The following is a 15,359-nucleotide window of genomic DNA, read 5'->3' on the forward strand; positions in this document are numbered from 1 at the left end:
CATTAATATTTAGTAAATGTTGGAACTTATAGTATCAGCTGTCGGTTTAGGAGTAATGCTGAGTCTTGTTTTTATCGGACCCATTTTTTTCCTGCTGATCGAAACCAGCTTTTCCCGCGGCCCAAAGCACGCTTTAGCATTAGATTTGGGTGTTATTTTTGCGGATATTTTATGCATAGCGGCCGCTTTTTTTGCGAGTGGAGATTTGGTACAGCTCATTGATAAACATCCCGGATTTTACCGGATTACCTCGTTCATCGTCCTGATTTACGCCATTTACATGATTGTTTCGAAAACCAAAATGCACCTCGCCTCAGAAGAAAAGATGATCAGCCAGAATTATATAAAAACTTTTCTGAACGGGTTTTTCTTCAATATTCTGAATATCGGGGTGGTCCTTTTCTGGCTCGTCACGGTAATTTCAGTAAGAAATGCTTATCCGAAACTGGACGAATTTCTTCTGTATATGGCTTTGGTGGTAGGAACCTATCTCGCCATCGACTTTTTTAAAATTTACCTGGCGAAGCAGTTTCATTACAAACTTACCGAGAAACTGGCCAATCAGATCAGGAAGGGCGTGGGTTTCGTACTTGTCGTTTTCAGTATTTTTATCTTCCTGCAGAGTTTTAAAAAATTCAATCAGTTTGATAAAAAGCTTGAAGAAGCCGAAAAAACCGAGCAAAAACACAGACCGTAAATGAAAGAGATTATTTTTCCCAAATCATTGAAAAAGGGAGACCGAATTGCCATTATCTCGCCTGCGGGAGCAGTGGAGGAATCTCAGCTTGAAAAAGGCCTGAAACTGATTCAGGCTAAAGGTTATGAGCCGGTTTTAGGGAAACATCTTTACACCAGATATTCAAACGGATACACTTACGCCGGGACGGAAAAAGAAAGGATTTCCGATATGAACTGGGCTTTAGAACATGAAGAAATTTCGGCAATTTGGGCATCGAGAGGAGGTTATGGCTGTCAGCATTTGTTAAGACATTTGAGTCTTTCAAAATTCAGAAAAAACCCTAAATGGTACATCGGATATTCTGATAATACCGTGATTCAGAGCTTTTTACTAAAAAATAATTTTGCTTCCATTCATGCGCAAACTGTAAAAACATCAAGTTTCGGAGTGACGGATGAAAGTTATGATCTGACGTTCGATATTCTGAAAGGAAAATTCCCGAAATATTCTATCACAAACCATGAGTTTAACAAATCCGGAAATGCCGAAGGAATATTGATTGGCGGAAATTTAGCTTTGGTCTATGCTTTATTAGGAACGCCCTACTCTTTTAATTTCAGGGACAAAATCCTGTTTATTGAGGATATCGGAGAGAATTTTTATGCATTGGACAGGATGCTGATGTCCCTTGATTTGGCCGGAGTTTTCGGAGAGATTAAAGGATTGATTATCGGCGGAATGACGAATATGGGCGATGAAAAAGAAAATAAAAACTACGAAGAAAGCTTCGACGGATTTTCTTACAAGATCATCTCACAACGGCTTTCAAAATATGATTTTCCGACAGTTTTCGGCTTCCCGAACGGGCATATTTTTGATAACCGCCCGTTAATTATCGGTGCAGAAGTTTCAGTAAAAGTAGGCGAAAAGGTAGAAGTAAATTTCTAAATTATGGCAGAACATAATGATTTCGGAAAACTTGCAGAAGATTTGGCGGCTGATTTTTTAGCCTCGAAAAATTACAAAATTTTGGTCAGAAATTTCCGTTATCAGAAAGCCGAAATTGATATTGTTGCCGAAATTGAAAATACGATTGTCGTAACAGAAGTGAAAGCACGCAGCTATAATACCGTGATTGAGCCGCAGGAAGCGGTGACTAAAAAGAAAATAAAATCAATCGTCATGTGTGCCGACTTTTTCATGAAGGAAAACAACATTGATAAGGAAGTCCGCTTTGATATTATCACGGTTCTCCCCGATTCATCCGGCGTTTTGCAGATCAATCATATTGAAGATGCTTTTCAGAGTTTCGATGCCAACTAATAATATTTAAATATCATCAGTAAAAAATGAAAACAGCGCTTATCACCGGAGCCACTTCCGGAATTGGCAAAGCCACCGCGGAATTATTCGCAAAAAATGGTTTCAGAATTATCATTTGCGGACGCAGAACGGATGTTCTGGAACAGGTGAAAACAGAACTTTCAGCTATCACTGAAGTTTATTCCTTAGATTTCGACCAAAGAAATTTCAACGAAGTTGAAAATGCTATTGCTTCGCTTCCGGAAAACTGGAAGAATATAGATGTTTTAATTAACAACGCAGGAAACGCCCACGGTTTGGAACCTCTTTCGGAAGGTAAAATTGAAGACTGGGACGCGATGATGGACGGAAATGTGAAAGGGCTTCTCTATGTTTCAAAACTCCTCATTCCGGGAATGAAAGAAAGGAATTCCGGACATATCGTGAATATTTCTTCCGTTGCTGCAAGACAGACTTACTCAAATGGAGTGGTTTACTGCGCTTCAAAAAAAGCAGTCGATGTTATTTCTGACGGTATGCGGCTTGAGCTTACAGAATTTGGAATTAAAGTAACCAATATTCAGCCGGGACTGGTGGAAACAGATTTTTCCAAAGTCCGTTTTAAGGGAGACGAAGAAAGAGCCAATACTGTTTATCAGGGTTATAAAGCACTGGAACCGGAAGACATTGCAGATGCTATTTACTATTGCGTCAATGCACCAAAACATGTCGCCATTTCAGATTTAACCATCTATCCGAGTGCACAGAGTGAACCGAGAACGGTGTATAAAAATTTATAAATTCAGCTATTTAAGATTAATCAATCATTTTTGATTTGTTAAATTTGCATCATGAAAATTCTCCACATCGAAACCTCTTCCAAGAACTGTTCTGTTGCCATTTCGGATGGTGAGGAACTTTTATGTTTATGCGAAGAAGTTTCCGAAAATTATAAACAGTCCGAAAGTCTGCACACTTTTGTTCAATGGGCTTTGGAAGGCGCGAAAATCACTCTGAAAGACCTTGACGCAGTTTCTTTGGGAATGGGTCCCGGCTCTTACACAGGTTTACGCATTGGTTCATCTTCAGCAAAAGGGTTCTGTTACGGTCTGAAAATTCCGTTAGTGGCAGTGAATTCTTTAGAAACGATGATTGAGCCGTTTTTAAGCAAAGATTATGACTTTATCATTCCATTGCTCGATGCAAGGCGGATGGAGGTTTATACGGCTGTTTTTGACGGAAATACCGGCAAAATGCTTACTGAAACCGACGCAAAAGTTCTGGATGAAACTTCTTTTCAGGAATTCAGTGATAAAAAAGTGATTTTTGTAGGTGACGGTACAGCGAAAGCAAAGGAAATTCTTCGGCTTCCGAATGCTGTATTTGAAGATAACGTATATCCATCCGCAAAATATTTAATTAAGAAAGCTGTGGAAAAATTCAATGAAAAAGAATTTGAGGACGTTGCTTATTTTGAGCCGTTTTATCTGAAGGATTTTCAGGGCGTTAAGAAAAAGAAAACATCATAATATTTCAAACTCATAAAAAAAGCGAAGATTATTTCTTCGCTTTATTTTAATTTCATTTCCATTTGTAATGGGGAACTCATCTCAGGTTGTTTCCCTGTTGGTTTTCTCGGTCTTACGGTCCCGTTATTTGGATCCTGCGGAGTCGGTGAACTCAATTCGCGTGTCTGTACTGGCGAAGCAATCTCTGCCGGCCCTTCTTCAGCGCGTGGTTTTCCGGGTCCGCCAGTTTCGCTTTTATTTCCGTTTTCATCCGTCATTTCCATTTCAAGTTCGCTTTTAAGGTATTTCAGCATTTCTCTGGCTTTCTCGCCTTCGCTTGTTCTGGCGTAGTTTAAAGCTATCTGTTCGAGCTGCAGGATCATAATTTCTTTGCCTGCTGTTTTACCTGAATTGAATGCATTGAGCAAAGCAAATTTCGGAACAAGCGCATCTTTCGGATACTTTTGTAATGAAGCTTCAATCAGTGATTTACTTTCGTCATATTTTTCAGCGGAATACAGATCGAAAGCCTGAGCGTAAGCTTTTTCAACTTCTTCAGAAGACTGGGAGAAAGAATTGTTTTTCGGATTCTTCACAAATTCTGCATAAGAAGTGTAAGGAAATTCTGATAAAATCATCTGTTTCGCCCTTTCGCCCGCTGCCGGACTTTTCTCATAATTAAAGGCAAAAATATTGTAAAGGGCCAGAAGTTTGGTTTCCTCTTCAGGGTTGGTATCTACTAAATCATAAAGAGTTTTGGTAGCAAGAGGCGTATCTGAAAAATAAGTTTCGTACATTCTTCCTAAACCTAAACTCGCAGTATCTCTGGCTTTTTTCAATGCTAAAATCTCTTCGGAATTGGTAGGTATTTTTTCGATATAAAAACCGGGTTCAAGTCTTCGTGGATCTGGTGCGGATGCAATTCCCATCGCTTCGTTTTTCAGATCTTCAATAGAACTTGTTCTGGTAGAAGTTCGCCAGTTATCGTTCAGTGAACGGTTTCCCCATATCTGTTTAAAGGTAGATTCCCCTTTGGCAACCGTACTTTGATTGGCGAAATAAAAGCCTCCTCTCCCTGTTCCAAAATCCTGAAAACCGCCTGAATTGGCCGCAAAAATAGAGTTTGCCCCATAATCTCCGGTATCAAAACCTTTGCTGCGTTCATTTCTTTTCCTTTCCAGTTCTTCTTTCGTTTCTTTCGCTTTTACTGCATCGATATATTTATTAAAATAAGCGATTCTCTCCGCTTCAGGCATTTTGGTTAACGCCAGGATGCTGTCATTTTTCTTGATTAAATAGTAATTTGCAGAAACCTGTTTGATATTTTCGGATCTTTCTTTTAAAAGAATTTTGGAAGGTTCGTAAGTCATTACAGCAAGTGCAGAATCGTAATAAGCACCAGCAGAAAGATAATCGCTTTCCTCAAAAAAGCCCTTCCCGATTTCGAAATAATCCAGTCCGCGGATCTGAGGATCAGACATTTTTTCTTTAAGCGACTGCGCAAAAAACGCTTTGGCATCGTCTTTTTTTCCGGCCTTATTAGCCATTAAACCGAGCGCATAGTAAAATTCGTTTTTACGGGAAGCGTAGGTTCCTTTTTTACTGATCTTCTCTAAATAATTTTTTGCGCCTTCATAATCATCACCCTTTCCGTTGAATGTTTTTGCGATTTCGATCTGGGATTTCACCTCAAACTCGAAGCTGTTGGCGTTTTTGTAGGCCGAAACAAAGCTTTCTCTTGCTTCTTCATTTTTTCCCAAATTGGCCAGAATCTGCCCTCTTAAAAAAGCAATTCTGCTTCGGAGTTTTCTGTTTTTATTCAGTGCGTAAGCTTCTTCAAGTTCGTTGGCAGCATCTTCATTTTTTCCCGCCTGAAGCAGCATTTCCGAATGATAGATGCTTAACAGTTTTTGACAATCTTTTTTGATTTTATCTTTTTTCACATCGGCAAAAACCTCTTCAGCTCTTGCAAAATCGCCCATTTTAGAATACGCCAAACCCTGATAAATTCTCGCCAAAGGCATTCTCTTATCCTTTCGCATATTGGCAAAAATATAATTCAGTCCGTCCAAAGCTTCCAGCGGTTTGTTGTTGTACAGCCGCGCCTGAGCAAGCAGAATATTGGCATCAAAAATTTTCTTGTTTTTTTCCTCGCCACCTTTCATTACTGAATATTTTGCGATGGCTTTTAAAGCTTTTGCTTCCGAAATCTCCAAAACTGTAGCACCTGATTTTACTCCTGCGTTTCCGGAATTCGGAGTTCTTCCAGGTAAACCTGGAACTCCCGGACCGTTTGGATTCATATTTACATCGTCTTCACCGAACATTCCGCTCGAATTAAGGTCTGTTCCTAAAGGCTGTTCATCGTAGGTTAACAGCTGAATGTAAGGAGCGTAAAAATTATCTTTATGAGCCTGATCCCGGTTTTTCAGCTCAGTCTGCAATGCATCTTTACTGTTAAAAAGGGTGTTGTAATAGGAGAAAAATCCTTTCATAAATGTAGAATCACTGCTCTTTTTCCTGGTGGAACAGGAATTGAAAACCGTGATTGCTAAAAGGAGGTATATCGTTTTTTTCATTATCTGGTAATAACTTTGAAATCCACGAAATAGTATAGAAATCGCAGATTAATTTTTGTAAAAATAACGATTTTTTATTTCTGAGACTCCGTTATTGAAAATCTTTTAATAAGGTGTACACCAAATGAGTCGGTAATCCCATCACCGTGTAATAACTGCCTTTCAGATTTTTGATTTTTGCCATTCCGAACCATTCCTGAACGCCGTAACTTCCTGCCTTGTCGAAAGGTCTGTACCGGTTTACGTAAAAATCGATTTCCTCATCGCTCACTTCATCAATTTCCACATGGGCTACATCAGTCCGGGAAATGCTTTTTTCTGAGTTTCTGATGGTAATTCCCGTAAAAACTTCATGTGTTTTTCCTGAGAGTTTTTTCAGCATTTCCTTAGCGTGAACTGCATCTTTGGGTTTTCCTAAAACTTCATTTTCTATTGCGACAATAGTATCCGCAGTGATTAATACTTCATCTTTTTCTAAAGTTCTGAATGCATTTGCTTTGAGGTCTGATAGGTATTCCGCAATCTTTCCAACTTCTAAATCCTCGGGATAAATTTCGTCACAATCCACAGAAACTACGTCGAAATCGTAACCTAAACCGGTTAAAAGTTCTTTTCTTCTCGGAGAGTTAGATGCCAGTAATATCTTCATTTAAATTTTTTAATAATGATTGTTGTCTTTGATTAAACGCTTTGGGTATTGTCTTCAATCCATTTTCCCTGAACCTTCATCACCTGTTCGATAACATCGCGGACAGCGCCTTTTCCGCCTTCAACATCTGAAATATATTGAGAAATCTCTTTCACTTCCGGAACCGCATTTTTTGGACACGCAGAAATACCGGATGCTTTCATAATTTTCATGTCGGGTAGATCGTCACCCATGGTTAAAATCTCTTCGTTTCCAAGATCATATTTTTGTCGGAATTCCTCGTATTTTTCCAGCTTATCAGATACTTTTGCGTGATATTCATTGATTCCCAGATAATTGATGCGGTTTCGAACAGCCGGGTCGTCTCCACCGGTAATCACACAGATTTTGTAATTGTTTTTCACTGCTTTTACCACCGCATAACCGTCCAGAACATTCATTACACGGCACATGCTTTTGTCGGGCATCAGATAAACGCTTCCATCAGTGAAAACGCCGTCAACATCGAATACGAAAGCTTTTATATTTTTAAGTTTCAGTTTATAACTCATACATTTTCTTTATAGATTCGTTCATGGTTTTATAAATTTTCAGGTGTTCTTCATTAGTGATTAGAGCTTCGTGAAGTTTTAGAACCCTTTGGTCATTTCTTACTGCCGGTCCGGTTTGTGCAGATCTTGGTTCTATTTCATTAATTTTCTGAACAGTTTCATCAATTAACGGTAAAAAATAACCAAAAGGAATATTTTGTGAATCTGAAATTTCTTTGGCTCTTGCGAAAAGATGGTTCACAAAGTTACACGCGAAAACCGCAGTCAGGTGAATGTATTTTCTTTTTTCATAATCGGAAATCATTACGTTTTCCGAAATCTTTGAAGCGAGATCTTTTAGCAAATCCAAATCTTTTTCATCATCCGCTTCGACAAAAAACGGAATATCAGCATAAGTAAGATCTTTGGATTTGGAAAAGGTCTGTAAAGGATAGAAACTGGCTTTCCGGTAATTTCCTTCCAGAATTTCTTTTGGTAACGATCCGGAAGTGTGTGCTACCAAAGCGTTTTCACTAATGATGGTTTTGGATATTCCTGCAATTGCATCGTCATTCACGGCAATTATATAAAGATCTGCCTCTGAAAGTTCCTTTATAGAATACGGAATATTGAATTTTTCCAACATCTCTTTCAAGGCTGTTTCATTCCTGCCAAAAATTTGCAAAACAGGGATTTTTTTTTCGCAGAACGCTTTTGCCAGATGAAAAGCTACATTACCCGAGCCCAAAATTACAATCCTCATGAAAAATAAATATAAAACAAAGATAATTATTTTGGTTTGGACTGTTAATTGAAATACTTATTTAACTTTTAACTAAATTTACCATCCAAACCCCGAAAGCATCTCAATGAAGATTAAGGAAGCCGAAATTATCGAGTTGATGTTGAGCGAAAAATCCCGTGAAAAAGGTGTTCGCTTAATGATGGATGCGTATCAGAGCAGGTTATATTGGCATATAAGAAGAATTGTTGTAGATCATGATTTGGCGCAGGATGTTTTGCAGGATACTTTCATTAAAGCTTACCAGAATTTTCATCAGTTCAAACAGGACAGTCAGTTATACACCTGGCTTTACCGTATTGCAACCAACGAATCGCTGCAGCAGCTGAACAAACTGAAAAGAATGCAGAAAACAGACGAAGATCCCGAATATCATCTTCAGAATCTTATGGCTGATAATGTTTCCGCAGAAGCGGAGGAAATTCAGGTTTTGCTGCAGAAAGCCATTCATTCTTTACCTGAAAAACAGAAACTGGTTTTCAACATGAGATATTATGACGATTTGCCTTACGAAGAAATATCGAAAATTCTGGACATGTCCGTCGGAACGCTGAAAACCAATTACCACTACGCCAAACAGAAAGTGGAAGATTATATAAAGGCAAATTATACAGAATAATTTTTTATTCGCAAAAAAATTTGATAAAACACTGAAAATGAAAGATTTAGATATAGAAAGCTTAGAGCGTAAAAATATTTACAAAACGCCCGACCGTTTTTTTGACGAAATGCAGGCGAAAGTTCTGAGTCAAACCACTCCCCAAAAGCAGGCAAAAGTGGTGAAACTGAATTGGGCTTACGGAATGGCCGCTGCAGTAGCGATGATTTTTGGAGTTACTTTTTTTGTAAACCAAAGCATCGACAGCGAGAATGCAGCTCAATTACAGGCATCGAATATTGAAAATGGTTCTGCAAACACCGCGATAACAGAAGTAAAACCACAAAAAGAAGCAACAGTTGCATATCAAACTTTGCAGAATGATTTAACTTCTTCAGCTCAGGATAATCAAAAAGAAGACGAAAGACTTGTAAGAGTTGTCAGCAGTAAGGCGACAAGCGCAGATGTTCAGACAAAAAGAATTACCGCTCCGGTTTCCGAAGTTCAGGTAGATCAGATGCTCTCCAATTTTACTTCGGCTGAGTTGGCAGATTTAGGAAAAAATACAGAACAGGACATTTATTTGGATCTGTATAATTAAATGAAAACAGACATGAAAAAGATTTTATTTTTAGGAATTACCCTATTATTTGCATCAAACAGTTTTGCCCAGGAACAGAAATATGACTGGAAAAAAATGAAGCCCGAGCAGAGAAAGGAAGTCATCCAGAATATGAGTCCACAGGAAAGAATGACCCTTCTGAAGCAGTTCCGCGAAAATATGATCGTCTCCGAGCTTGATGTTCCGCAAAATGAACAGACCGAATTCAAAACTCTTTTTTCGGAATATCAGGACAAGCAGAACGAAATAAAGAACAAGTTCAAGCCAAGCGAAGATTACGATAATATGAGTGACGACGAAGCAAAACGCCATCTCAACGAAAGTTTCGAAATTGGCCAGCAACTCTTAGACAACAGAAAAATATACGCGCAAAAATTCATGAAAGTAATCAAGCCGCAGCAGGTACTGCAAATGTACCAGACAGAAGGCAAAATGCGCAACAAAATATTAGATAAAAAAGACGGGCAATCTAAAAAAAGTCCGCAGAGCAGGCGACCATAATAGTTTATTTTTTTAATGTTTGAACGACCTCTACATCCTTTGTGCAGAGGTCGTTCTTTTTTTTGGGCGATCCCCTCGCCTCCTCAAATCCCGCACCTCGGGTCGGGCTATACACTGCAACTCCTCGTTCCCGAACTTTCCCCACGCATACTGCGGGGTTTCCGTTACTATCCCTATCGCGAATACACCCTCGAAATTGTAAGAAAAATTCCGGTAAAAAACACTAAATTTGCCAACTATCTAGAATATTCAATGAAAAACATACGAAACTTTTGCATTATTGCACATATCGACCACGGGAAATCTACTTTGGCAGACCGGCTTTTGGAATACACCGGAACCGTGACACAGCGTGAGCTGCAGTCCCAAACCCTGGACGACATGGATCTGGAAAAAGAACGCGGAATTACCATAAAATCCCACGCCATCCAGATGGACTATGAACTGAACGGCGAAAAATTTATTCTCAACCTTATCGATACACCGGGACACGTCGATTTTTCCTACGAAGTTTCCCGTTCGATCGCTGCCTGCGAAGGAGCGCTTCTTATTGTAGATGCTGCGCAAAGTATTCAGGCACAGACGATAAGCAATTTATATTTAGCTTTAGAGAATGATTTAACCATCATTCCGATTCTTAATAAAATCGATTTACCTTCCGCAAATCCCGAAGAAGTTACTGATGAGATCATGAACCTGATCGGTTGCGAGTACGAAGATGTTTTACGCGTTTCGGGAAAAACCGGTGAAGGCGTTCACGAACTTTTAGAGCAGATTGTAAAAAGAATTCCGGCTCCTGTTGGAGATCCTGATGCACCTTTACAGGCTTTGGTTTTCGATTCTGTTTATAATCCTTTCCGCGGAATTGAAGCGTATTTCAAAGTCGTGAACGGCAGCATTAAAAAAGGTCAGCGGATTAAATTCATGGCCACCGGAAAAATGTACGAGGCTGATGAAGTAGGAACTTTAAAACTGAAACAGGCGCCCAAAAAAGAAATTCTGACCGGCGATGTAGGATATATTATTTCAGGAATTAAAGACGCCAGAGAAGTAAAAGTAGGAGATACCATCACCACTTTTGAAAACGGCGCAGCCGCTGCCATCGAAGGTTTTGAAGAGGTGAAACCTATGGTTTTTGCCGGAATTTATCCAATCGAAGCAGAAGATTTTGAAGAACTGAGATTTTCACTCGAAAAACTCAGACTGAATGATGCATCTTTGGTTTTCGAACCGGAAAGCTCCGCCGCCCTTGGTTTCGGTTTCCGTTGCGGATTCCTCGGAATGCTCCACATGGAAATTGTTCAGGAAAGACTCGACAGAGAGTTCAATATGGACGTAATTACGACGGTTCCCAACGTTTCCTATCACGGTTATACCAAGAAAGATCCTGAAAAAATGATCCTCATCAATAACCCTTCAGAGATGACAGATCCGATGATGCTGGATCGTGTAGAAGAGCCTTTTATCAAAGCTTCCATCATTACCAAATCCGATTTTGTTGGCGCGGTAATGACTTTATGTATTGAGAAACGCGGTGAAATTGTTAATCAGAGTTATTTAACTTCAGAAAGGGTAGAGCTCATTTTCAATATGCCTTTGGCAGAAGTGGTTTTCGATTTTTATGACCGTCTGAAATCAATTTCTAAAGGTTATGCTTCTTTCGATTATCATCCGATCGGTTTCCGTGCTTCCAAACTGGTGAAGATGGATATCCTGATCAACGGAGATATGGTAGATGCGCTTTCTTCGTTAATTCACGATTCCAACGCGTATTACATCGGTAAAAGAATGTGTGAAAAACTCCGTGAACTGATTCCGAGACAGCAGTTTGATATCGCCGTTCAGGCAGCTCTGGGAGCGAAAGTTATCGCCAGAGAAACGATCAAGGCTTTAAGAAAAGATGTTACCGCAAAATGTTACGGTGGTGATATTTCCAGAAAGCGTAAACTCCTTGAGAAGCAAAAAGAAGGAAAGAAAAAGATGAAACAGATCGGTAGAGTTGAGGTTCCGCAATCGGCATTTATGGCGGTGTTGAAACTGAATGATTAAACACTGAAACTATTCTTATAAAACTTAAATTCCTGAATTTTTCAGGAATTTTTTTATTCTATTTCATAGAATTTTTGCTGGTTTTGAAAGAGTAAGGGATTGATATGTCCTTCGAATTCTTCGGAAAAGAAATAGTATGACAAACCAACTTTAAATTTTGCTTTTTGTTTTCCCTGAAAATAATTCATAGAAAAAATAATGATTTCGCCCGGATTCAAAATCCAGTATCTTCTATTAAACATGCTGTCTCCACAGACAAAAGCATTGTCGTTCCATATAAGTTGCCACTTCTTATTTTTATTAAGTACAAAAGTAGCTAAGGACTTCATCTCAGGCAGAATAAGTTTTTTACCGGAAACATTCCTTACAAAAACGGGAAAGGATTTATAAGCTTCAATTTGATTTGCAGAATCAATTACAAAATGCGGAATTGTATCCTTTGGTTTTATGATAACCTCTAGATTATTGTTTGTAAGAGAATCAAACTTAACAGGTTTATCCGAAAATTGAATTCTATCAAAATCATCAAGAAAATACTTTTTACGCATTTGATTAAAAAGAACTGAATCTTTCTTTTCTCTTTCTGTTTTCAGATAAAAATTTGGCGGTGGCGGCGGTGGCGGAAACATGGAGTCATAATATTTTACAGGTATTGAATCTTTTATTTCACCTACATATATCACCGAAGAACCATATTCATCCACACCTTCATTAAAATTCTGAAACTTCATTTCGATTTTAGAACCGTCAACTAAAACAATATTATCTGCAAAAGTGTTTTTTTTGCAACCCGTTAAAATCATTAGTAGGAATACCAGTTTCAGACTTTTCATAATATTTAAAGGTAATGTTTTTTTGTAATTTTGAAAAAAATTAAAAATGAAGTTCAAAGTACTCATCATTCTATTCTCTTCCAATCTGATTTTCGCTCAGCAAAAATTCCAGACACCTTACGAAAAAGGTAACGGCAACCAAACTGTTACTTATGAAGAAATGGTGAAATATTATGATGAACTCGATCAGAATTTTGAAAATATTTCTGTTGAAAATTTCGGTAAGGATGATAATGGAGAACCGATAAAAGTGGTGATTTTTAATCCTTCCAAAAACAAAAACAATCCGGTTATCCTGATCAATAACGGAATCCATCCCGGCGAACCCGACGGAATTGACGCCACAATGATGCTGATGCGGGATTTGGCTACCGGAAAAATTTCAGCTAAAAATCTAAGAATTGCAGCGGTGCAAGCCTATAATATTTCAGGAATGTTGCGGAGAGGAAAATACAGCCGCGCCAATCAGAACGGTCCGGAGGAATACGGTTTCCGCGGCAATTCAAGAAATTACGATCTGAATCGCGATTTTATTAAAAATGACAGCGAAAACGCCAAGGCTTTTCAGGAAATTTTTCAATATTTCAAACCGGTTTATTTTATTGACAATCATGTAAGTAACGGTGCCGACTATCAGTATTTATTCACTTATATCTCTACTAATAAAGAAAGACTGGGTAAAACATTAGGCAATTATTTCAACAGGAAAATGCAGCCCGAAATCCTGCAGCATGTGGAGAAACAGGGAATTCTTACCACGCCTTACGTAAATATCCACGGAGACTCCCCCGATGAAGGTTTCCCTGCTTTTATGGATTCTCCGCGTTATGCGACGGGTTATACCACGCTTTTCAACACAATGGGAACCGTGGCCGAAACGCATATGCTGAAACCTTACAGTGACCGTGTTCGGGCAACTTATGAATATATGCTGAGTTCCATTAATTATGTAAGCAAAAACGCTTCAGAAATTCAGAAAAAAATGACCGAAAGTATGATTGAACTGCAGCCCGGAATGAGATACAGTTTACAGTGGGAAACTGACGACAATAAATTCCAGATGATTGATTTCAAAGGATTTGAAGCCGGAAAAAAAACCAGCGGAGTTTCAGGAAAACCGCGACTGTTTTATGACCGGACAAAACCCTTTACCCGAAAAGTGAAGTTTTTTAACGATTATGTGTCTACTAAGGAAATTAAAATCCCAAGTTATTATGTGATTCCGAAATCTGAATACAAAGTGATCGAATACCTTAAAAGAAACAATATCAAGCTTAAGGAAATTGCCAAGGATTCGGTGATAAATGTAGAGCTTTATAGGATTTCTGATTACAAAACGGTGAAAAACCCGTACGAAGGTCATTATCTTCATTATGAAACCAAAATAAAATCTGAATTTAAGAATATCGGTTTCAGAAAAGGTGATTTTCTGGTTTCCACGAGACAGAACGGCGTAAAATATCTGCTAGAAACCCTTGAACCGGAAGCAACCGATTCCTTTTTTAACTGGAATTTCTTTGACGGAATTCTGGGACAGAAAGAATACTTTTCCGATTATGTATTTGAAGATACGGCGGCAGAACTTCTGAAAAACAACCAGGTTTTAAAAACTGCTTTTGAGTTCGAAAAAGTGGCAAACCCTGATTTTGCAAAAGACGGAAATGCTCAACTGGACTGGGTCTATCAACATTCCGATTATTATGAAGGAACGGTGGGGTTATATCCGATTTTCAGGATCCAGTAGAAACGAATAAAAAAGGCAAACTTAAATGTTTGCCTTTTTTCGTTCAGTACTATTTGGGAAGCCCTTTTTTCAATGCATAATTTGCTCTTTCGATGGCTTTTTTCTCCTTCCAGTCCATATATCTTTTTTTGAATTTTCCTTTCATGAAATTGTCAAAATTCCTCTGAACCGTTAGATTCCACAATGAATGTGCTTTTACTCCCCACGACTTATCCCAAGCTCTGAGTGAAATGGAGAAACTGCCGTCCAGATATTTCATCCAGTGCCACCAACCCGTAGGCATGAATAAAGTGTCGCCGTGCTCAAGGAAACATTCAACGCCCTCAATACCTTCCAATGCAGGGAATTTTTCAAAATCTGGGTTTGCGATATCATAATCTTCCAGCGCATAAGTGGCGTACGGAATCTTGTAAAGACGGTCTTTCCATTTATAATCAAACAGCAGAATATGTTTCCGCCCGTTGAAATGCGTGTGGAAAATATGCGCCATATCGATATCATAATGCAGGAAGGTCACTGAACCTTTACCGCCAAAAAACATGTTCGGATATTTATCAAGAAAGCCTCCCATCAGTTCTTTTGGCGAGAGATAATCTTGAAGTAATTTAGGGGCAGATTTAATGGGATCGAACAGAAAAATCCGCAGATCCGTAGGTTCTTTCTGGATCAGATCGATATAATCACCAAACTTCATTTTTGCCGCCGAGGAGTTGATCGGAGCTGAAGGATCGGCCTTCGAAGAATCATAAAGCGGAACCTCGACGTCACCCACCACTTCTTTCATATAGTCCATCGTCCATTTTTGGTAAGCCGGCCAGTTTTTGGCCATGTTTCGGATGACTACCGGTTTTCTGGGAATCAAATATTTTTCCCGGAATTCTTCTTTGGTAATGTCTTCTACAACATCGATCGGCGTTAAGTGAAGTCCCATATTAAGTAAGTGTTAATTGGCAAAATTATGAA

At 38.8% G+C, this 15,359-nt stretch carries 16 protein-coding genes; 10 read left to right on the plus strand and 6 right to left on the minus strand.

Features of this window, described 5'->3' with window-relative positions; all coding sequences use genetic code 11:
* The first annotated feature begins 16 nt into the window (after positions 1-16).
* From KSK37_RS11810 to tsaB, 5 genes are read left to right on the plus strand one after another with little or no spacing between them, the layout of a single operon-like run.
* Positions 17-697, plus strand: coding sequence for a LysE family translocator (locus tag KSK37_RS11810; protein ID WP_088359103.1), 681 nt, complete (start codon positions 17-19; stop codon positions 695-697).
* Entirely contained in the window at positions 698-1,627 is a 930-nt protein-coding gene (locus tag KSK37_RS11815) for a S66 peptidase family protein (RefSeq protein ID WP_088359102.1), read from the plus strand.
* 3 nt (positions 1,628-1,630) lie between these two features.
* The gene (locus KSK37_RS11820; RefSeq protein WP_088359101.1) at positions 1,631-2,002 is read left to right on the plus strand and encodes a YraN family protein; all 372 of its coding nucleotides are present in this window, start codon (positions 1,631-1,633) and stop codon (positions 2,000-2,002) included.
* Positions 2,003-2,028: 26 nt separating this feature from the next.
* Positions 2,029-2,781 carry an SDR family NAD(P)-dependent oxidoreductase gene (locus KSK37_RS11825; RefSeq protein WP_217201736.1) on the plus strand — a complete coding sequence of 251 codons (753 nt, stop codon included), beginning with the start codon at positions 2,029-2,031 and terminating at the stop codon, positions 2,779-2,781.
* A gap of 51 nt (positions 2,782-2,832) precedes the next feature.
* Complete coding sequence (gene tsaB / locus KSK37_RS11830) at positions 2,833-3,510, plus strand: tRNA (adenosine(37)-N6)-threonylcarbamoyltransferase complex dimerization subunit type 1 TsaB (protein WP_217201738.1); 678 nt, start codon at positions 2,833-2,835, stop codon at positions 3,508-3,510.
* A gap of 41 nt (positions 3,511-3,551) precedes the next feature.
* Here the strand turns inward: tsaB and porW are convergent, their stop codons facing one another.
* From porW to KSK37_RS11850, 4 genes are all read right to left on the minus strand, one after another.
* The gene (porW, locus tag KSK37_RS11835) at positions 3,552-6,068 is read right to left on the minus strand and encodes a type IX secretion system periplasmic lipoprotein PorW/SprE (RefSeq protein ID WP_217201740.1); all 2,517 of its coding nucleotides are present in this window, start codon (positions 6,066-6,068) and stop codon (positions 3,552-3,554) included.
* 91 nt (positions 6,069-6,159) lie between these two features.
* Positions 6,160-6,717, minus strand: a complete 558-nt coding sequence (locus KSK37_RS11840) for a Maf family nucleotide pyrophosphatase (RefSeq protein ID WP_217201743.1) — start codon at positions 6,715-6,717, stop codon at positions 6,160-6,162.
* 32 nt (positions 6,718-6,749) lie between these two features.
* On the minus strand, positions 6,750-7,268 hold the full coding sequence (locus KSK37_RS11845) for a KdsC family phosphatase (protein ID WP_217201745.1): 519 nt from the start codon (positions 7,266-7,268) through the stop codon (positions 6,750-6,752).
* Positions 7,258-8,010, minus strand: a complete 753-nt coding sequence (locus KSK37_RS11850; RefSeq protein ID WP_217201747.1) for a Rossmann-like and DUF2520 domain-containing protein — start codon at positions 8,008-8,010, stop codon at positions 7,258-7,260. The genes KSK37_RS11845 and KSK37_RS11850 overlap by 11 nt, the downstream gene beginning before the upstream one ends.
* Positions 8,011-8,116: 106 nt before the next feature.
* On the opposite strand from KSK37_RS11850, the gene KSK37_RS11855 reads away from it, so the two are divergent.
* The 4 genes from KSK37_RS11855 (at position 8,117) to lepA (ending at position 11,819) form a co-directional block, all read left to right on the plus strand.
* The gene (locus KSK37_RS11855) at positions 8,117-8,668 is read left to right on the plus strand and encodes an RNA polymerase sigma factor (protein ID WP_217201750.1); all 552 of its coding nucleotides are present in this window, start codon (positions 8,117-8,119) and stop codon (positions 8,666-8,668) included.
* Between the two features lie 37 nt (positions 8,669-8,705).
* Positions 8,706-9,248 carry a hypothetical protein gene (locus KSK37_RS11860; protein WP_217201752.1) on the plus strand — a complete coding sequence of 181 codons (543 nt, stop codon included), beginning with the start codon at positions 8,706-8,708 and terminating at the stop codon, positions 9,246-9,248.
* A 12-nt stretch (positions 9,249-9,260) separates the two neighbouring features.
* Positions 9,261-9,770 (plus strand): hypothetical protein, encoded by a 510-nt coding sequence (locus tag KSK37_RS11865; RefSeq protein WP_144264858.1) that lies wholly within the window; start codon positions 9,261-9,263, stop codon positions 9,768-9,770.
* A 252-nt stretch (positions 9,771-10,022) separates the two neighbouring features.
* Complete coding sequence (gene lepA / locus KSK37_RS11870; RefSeq protein WP_088359091.1) at positions 10,023-11,819, plus strand: translation elongation factor 4; 1,797 nt, start codon at positions 10,023-10,025, stop codon at positions 11,817-11,819.
* Positions 11,820-11,872: 53 nt separating this feature from the next.
* Here the strand turns inward: lepA and KSK37_RS11875 are convergent, their stop codons facing one another.
* Entirely contained in the window at positions 11,873-12,652 is a 780-nt protein-coding gene (locus tag KSK37_RS11875) for a hypothetical protein (protein ID WP_217201754.1), read from the minus strand.
* Positions 12,653-12,698: 46 nt separating this feature from the next.
* Between KSK37_RS11875 and KSK37_RS11880 the strand changes: the two genes are divergently transcribed.
* On the plus strand, positions 12,699-14,396 hold the full coding sequence (locus KSK37_RS11880; RefSeq protein ID WP_217201757.1) for a M14 family zinc carboxypeptidase: 1,698 nt from the start codon (positions 12,699-12,701) through the stop codon (positions 14,394-14,396).
* 49 nt (positions 14,397-14,445) lie between these two features.
* Here KSK37_RS11880 and KSK37_RS11885 read toward each other — a convergent pair whose 3' ends face one another.
* Positions 14,446-15,327, minus strand: coding sequence for a cupin-like domain-containing protein (locus tag KSK37_RS11885; RefSeq protein WP_217201759.1), 882 nt, complete (start codon positions 15,325-15,327; stop codon positions 14,446-14,448).
* Positions 15,328-15,359 lie beyond the last annotated feature (32 nt).

Origin of the sequence: Kaistella soli (assembly GCF_019038595.1) — a bacterium.
Taxonomy (GTDB): domain Bacteria; phylum Bacteroidota; class Bacteroidia; order Flavobacteriales; family Weeksellaceae; genus Kaistella; species Kaistella soli.

What these genes read in the sequence shown, in the direction of transcription:
- KSK37_RS11810 (WP_088359103.1), top strand. Translation starts at nt 17, where the DNA reads ATGTTGGAACTTATAGTATCAGCTGTCGGTTTAGGAGTAATGCTGAGT.
- KSK37_RS11815 (WP_088359102.1), top strand. Translation starts at nt 698, where the DNA reads ATGAAAGAGATTATTTTTCCCAAATCATTGAAAAAGGGAGACCGAATT.
- KSK37_RS11820 (WP_088359101.1), top strand. Translation starts at nt 1,631, where the DNA reads ATGGCAGAACATAATGATTTCGGAAAACTTGCAGAAGATTTGGCGGCT.
- KSK37_RS11825 (WP_217201736.1), top strand. Translation starts at nt 2,029, where the DNA reads ATGAAAACAGCGCTTATCACCGGAGCCACTTCCGGAATTGGCAAAGCC.
- tsaB (WP_217201738.1), top strand. Translation starts at nt 2,833, where the DNA reads ATGAAAATTCTCCACATCGAAACCTCTTCCAAGAACTGTTCTGTTGCC.
- porW (WP_217201740.1), bottom strand. Translation starts at nt 6,068, where the DNA reads ATGAAAAAAACGATATACCTCCTTTTAGCAATCACGGTTTTCAATTCC.
- KSK37_RS11840 (WP_217201743.1), bottom strand. Translation starts at nt 6,717, where the DNA reads ATGAAGATATTACTGGCATCTAACTCTCCGAGAAGAAAAGAACTTTTA.
- KSK37_RS11845 (WP_217201745.1), bottom strand. Translation starts at nt 7,268, where the DNA reads ATGAGTTATAAACTGAAACTTAAAAATATAAAAGCTTTCGTATTCGAT.
- KSK37_RS11850 (WP_217201747.1), bottom strand. Translation starts at nt 8,010, where the DNA reads ATGAGGATTGTAATTTTGGGCTCGGGTAATGTAGCTTTTCATCTGGCA.
- KSK37_RS11855 (WP_217201750.1), top strand. Translation starts at nt 8,117, where the DNA reads ATGAAGATTAAGGAAGCCGAAATTATCGAGTTGATGTTGAGCGAAAAA.
- KSK37_RS11860 (WP_217201752.1), top strand. Translation starts at nt 8,706, where the DNA reads ATGAAAGATTTAGATATAGAAAGCTTAGAGCGTAAAAATATTTACAAA.
- KSK37_RS11865 (WP_144264858.1), top strand. Translation starts at nt 9,261, where the DNA reads ATGAAAAAGATTTTATTTTTAGGAATTACCCTATTATTTGCATCAAAC.
- lepA (WP_088359091.1), top strand. Translation starts at nt 10,023, where the DNA reads ATGAAAAACATACGAAACTTTTGCATTATTGCACATATCGACCACGGG.
- KSK37_RS11875 (WP_217201754.1), bottom strand. Translation starts at nt 12,652, where the DNA reads ATGAAAAGTCTGAAACTGGTATTCCTACTAATGATTTTAACGGGTTGC.
- KSK37_RS11880 (WP_217201757.1), top strand. Translation starts at nt 12,699, where the DNA reads ATGAAGTTCAAAGTACTCATCATTCTATTCTCTTCCAATCTGATTTTC.
- KSK37_RS11885 (WP_217201759.1), bottom strand. Translation starts at nt 15,327, where the DNA reads ATGGGACTTCACTTAACGCCGATCGATGTTGTAGAAGACATTACCAAA.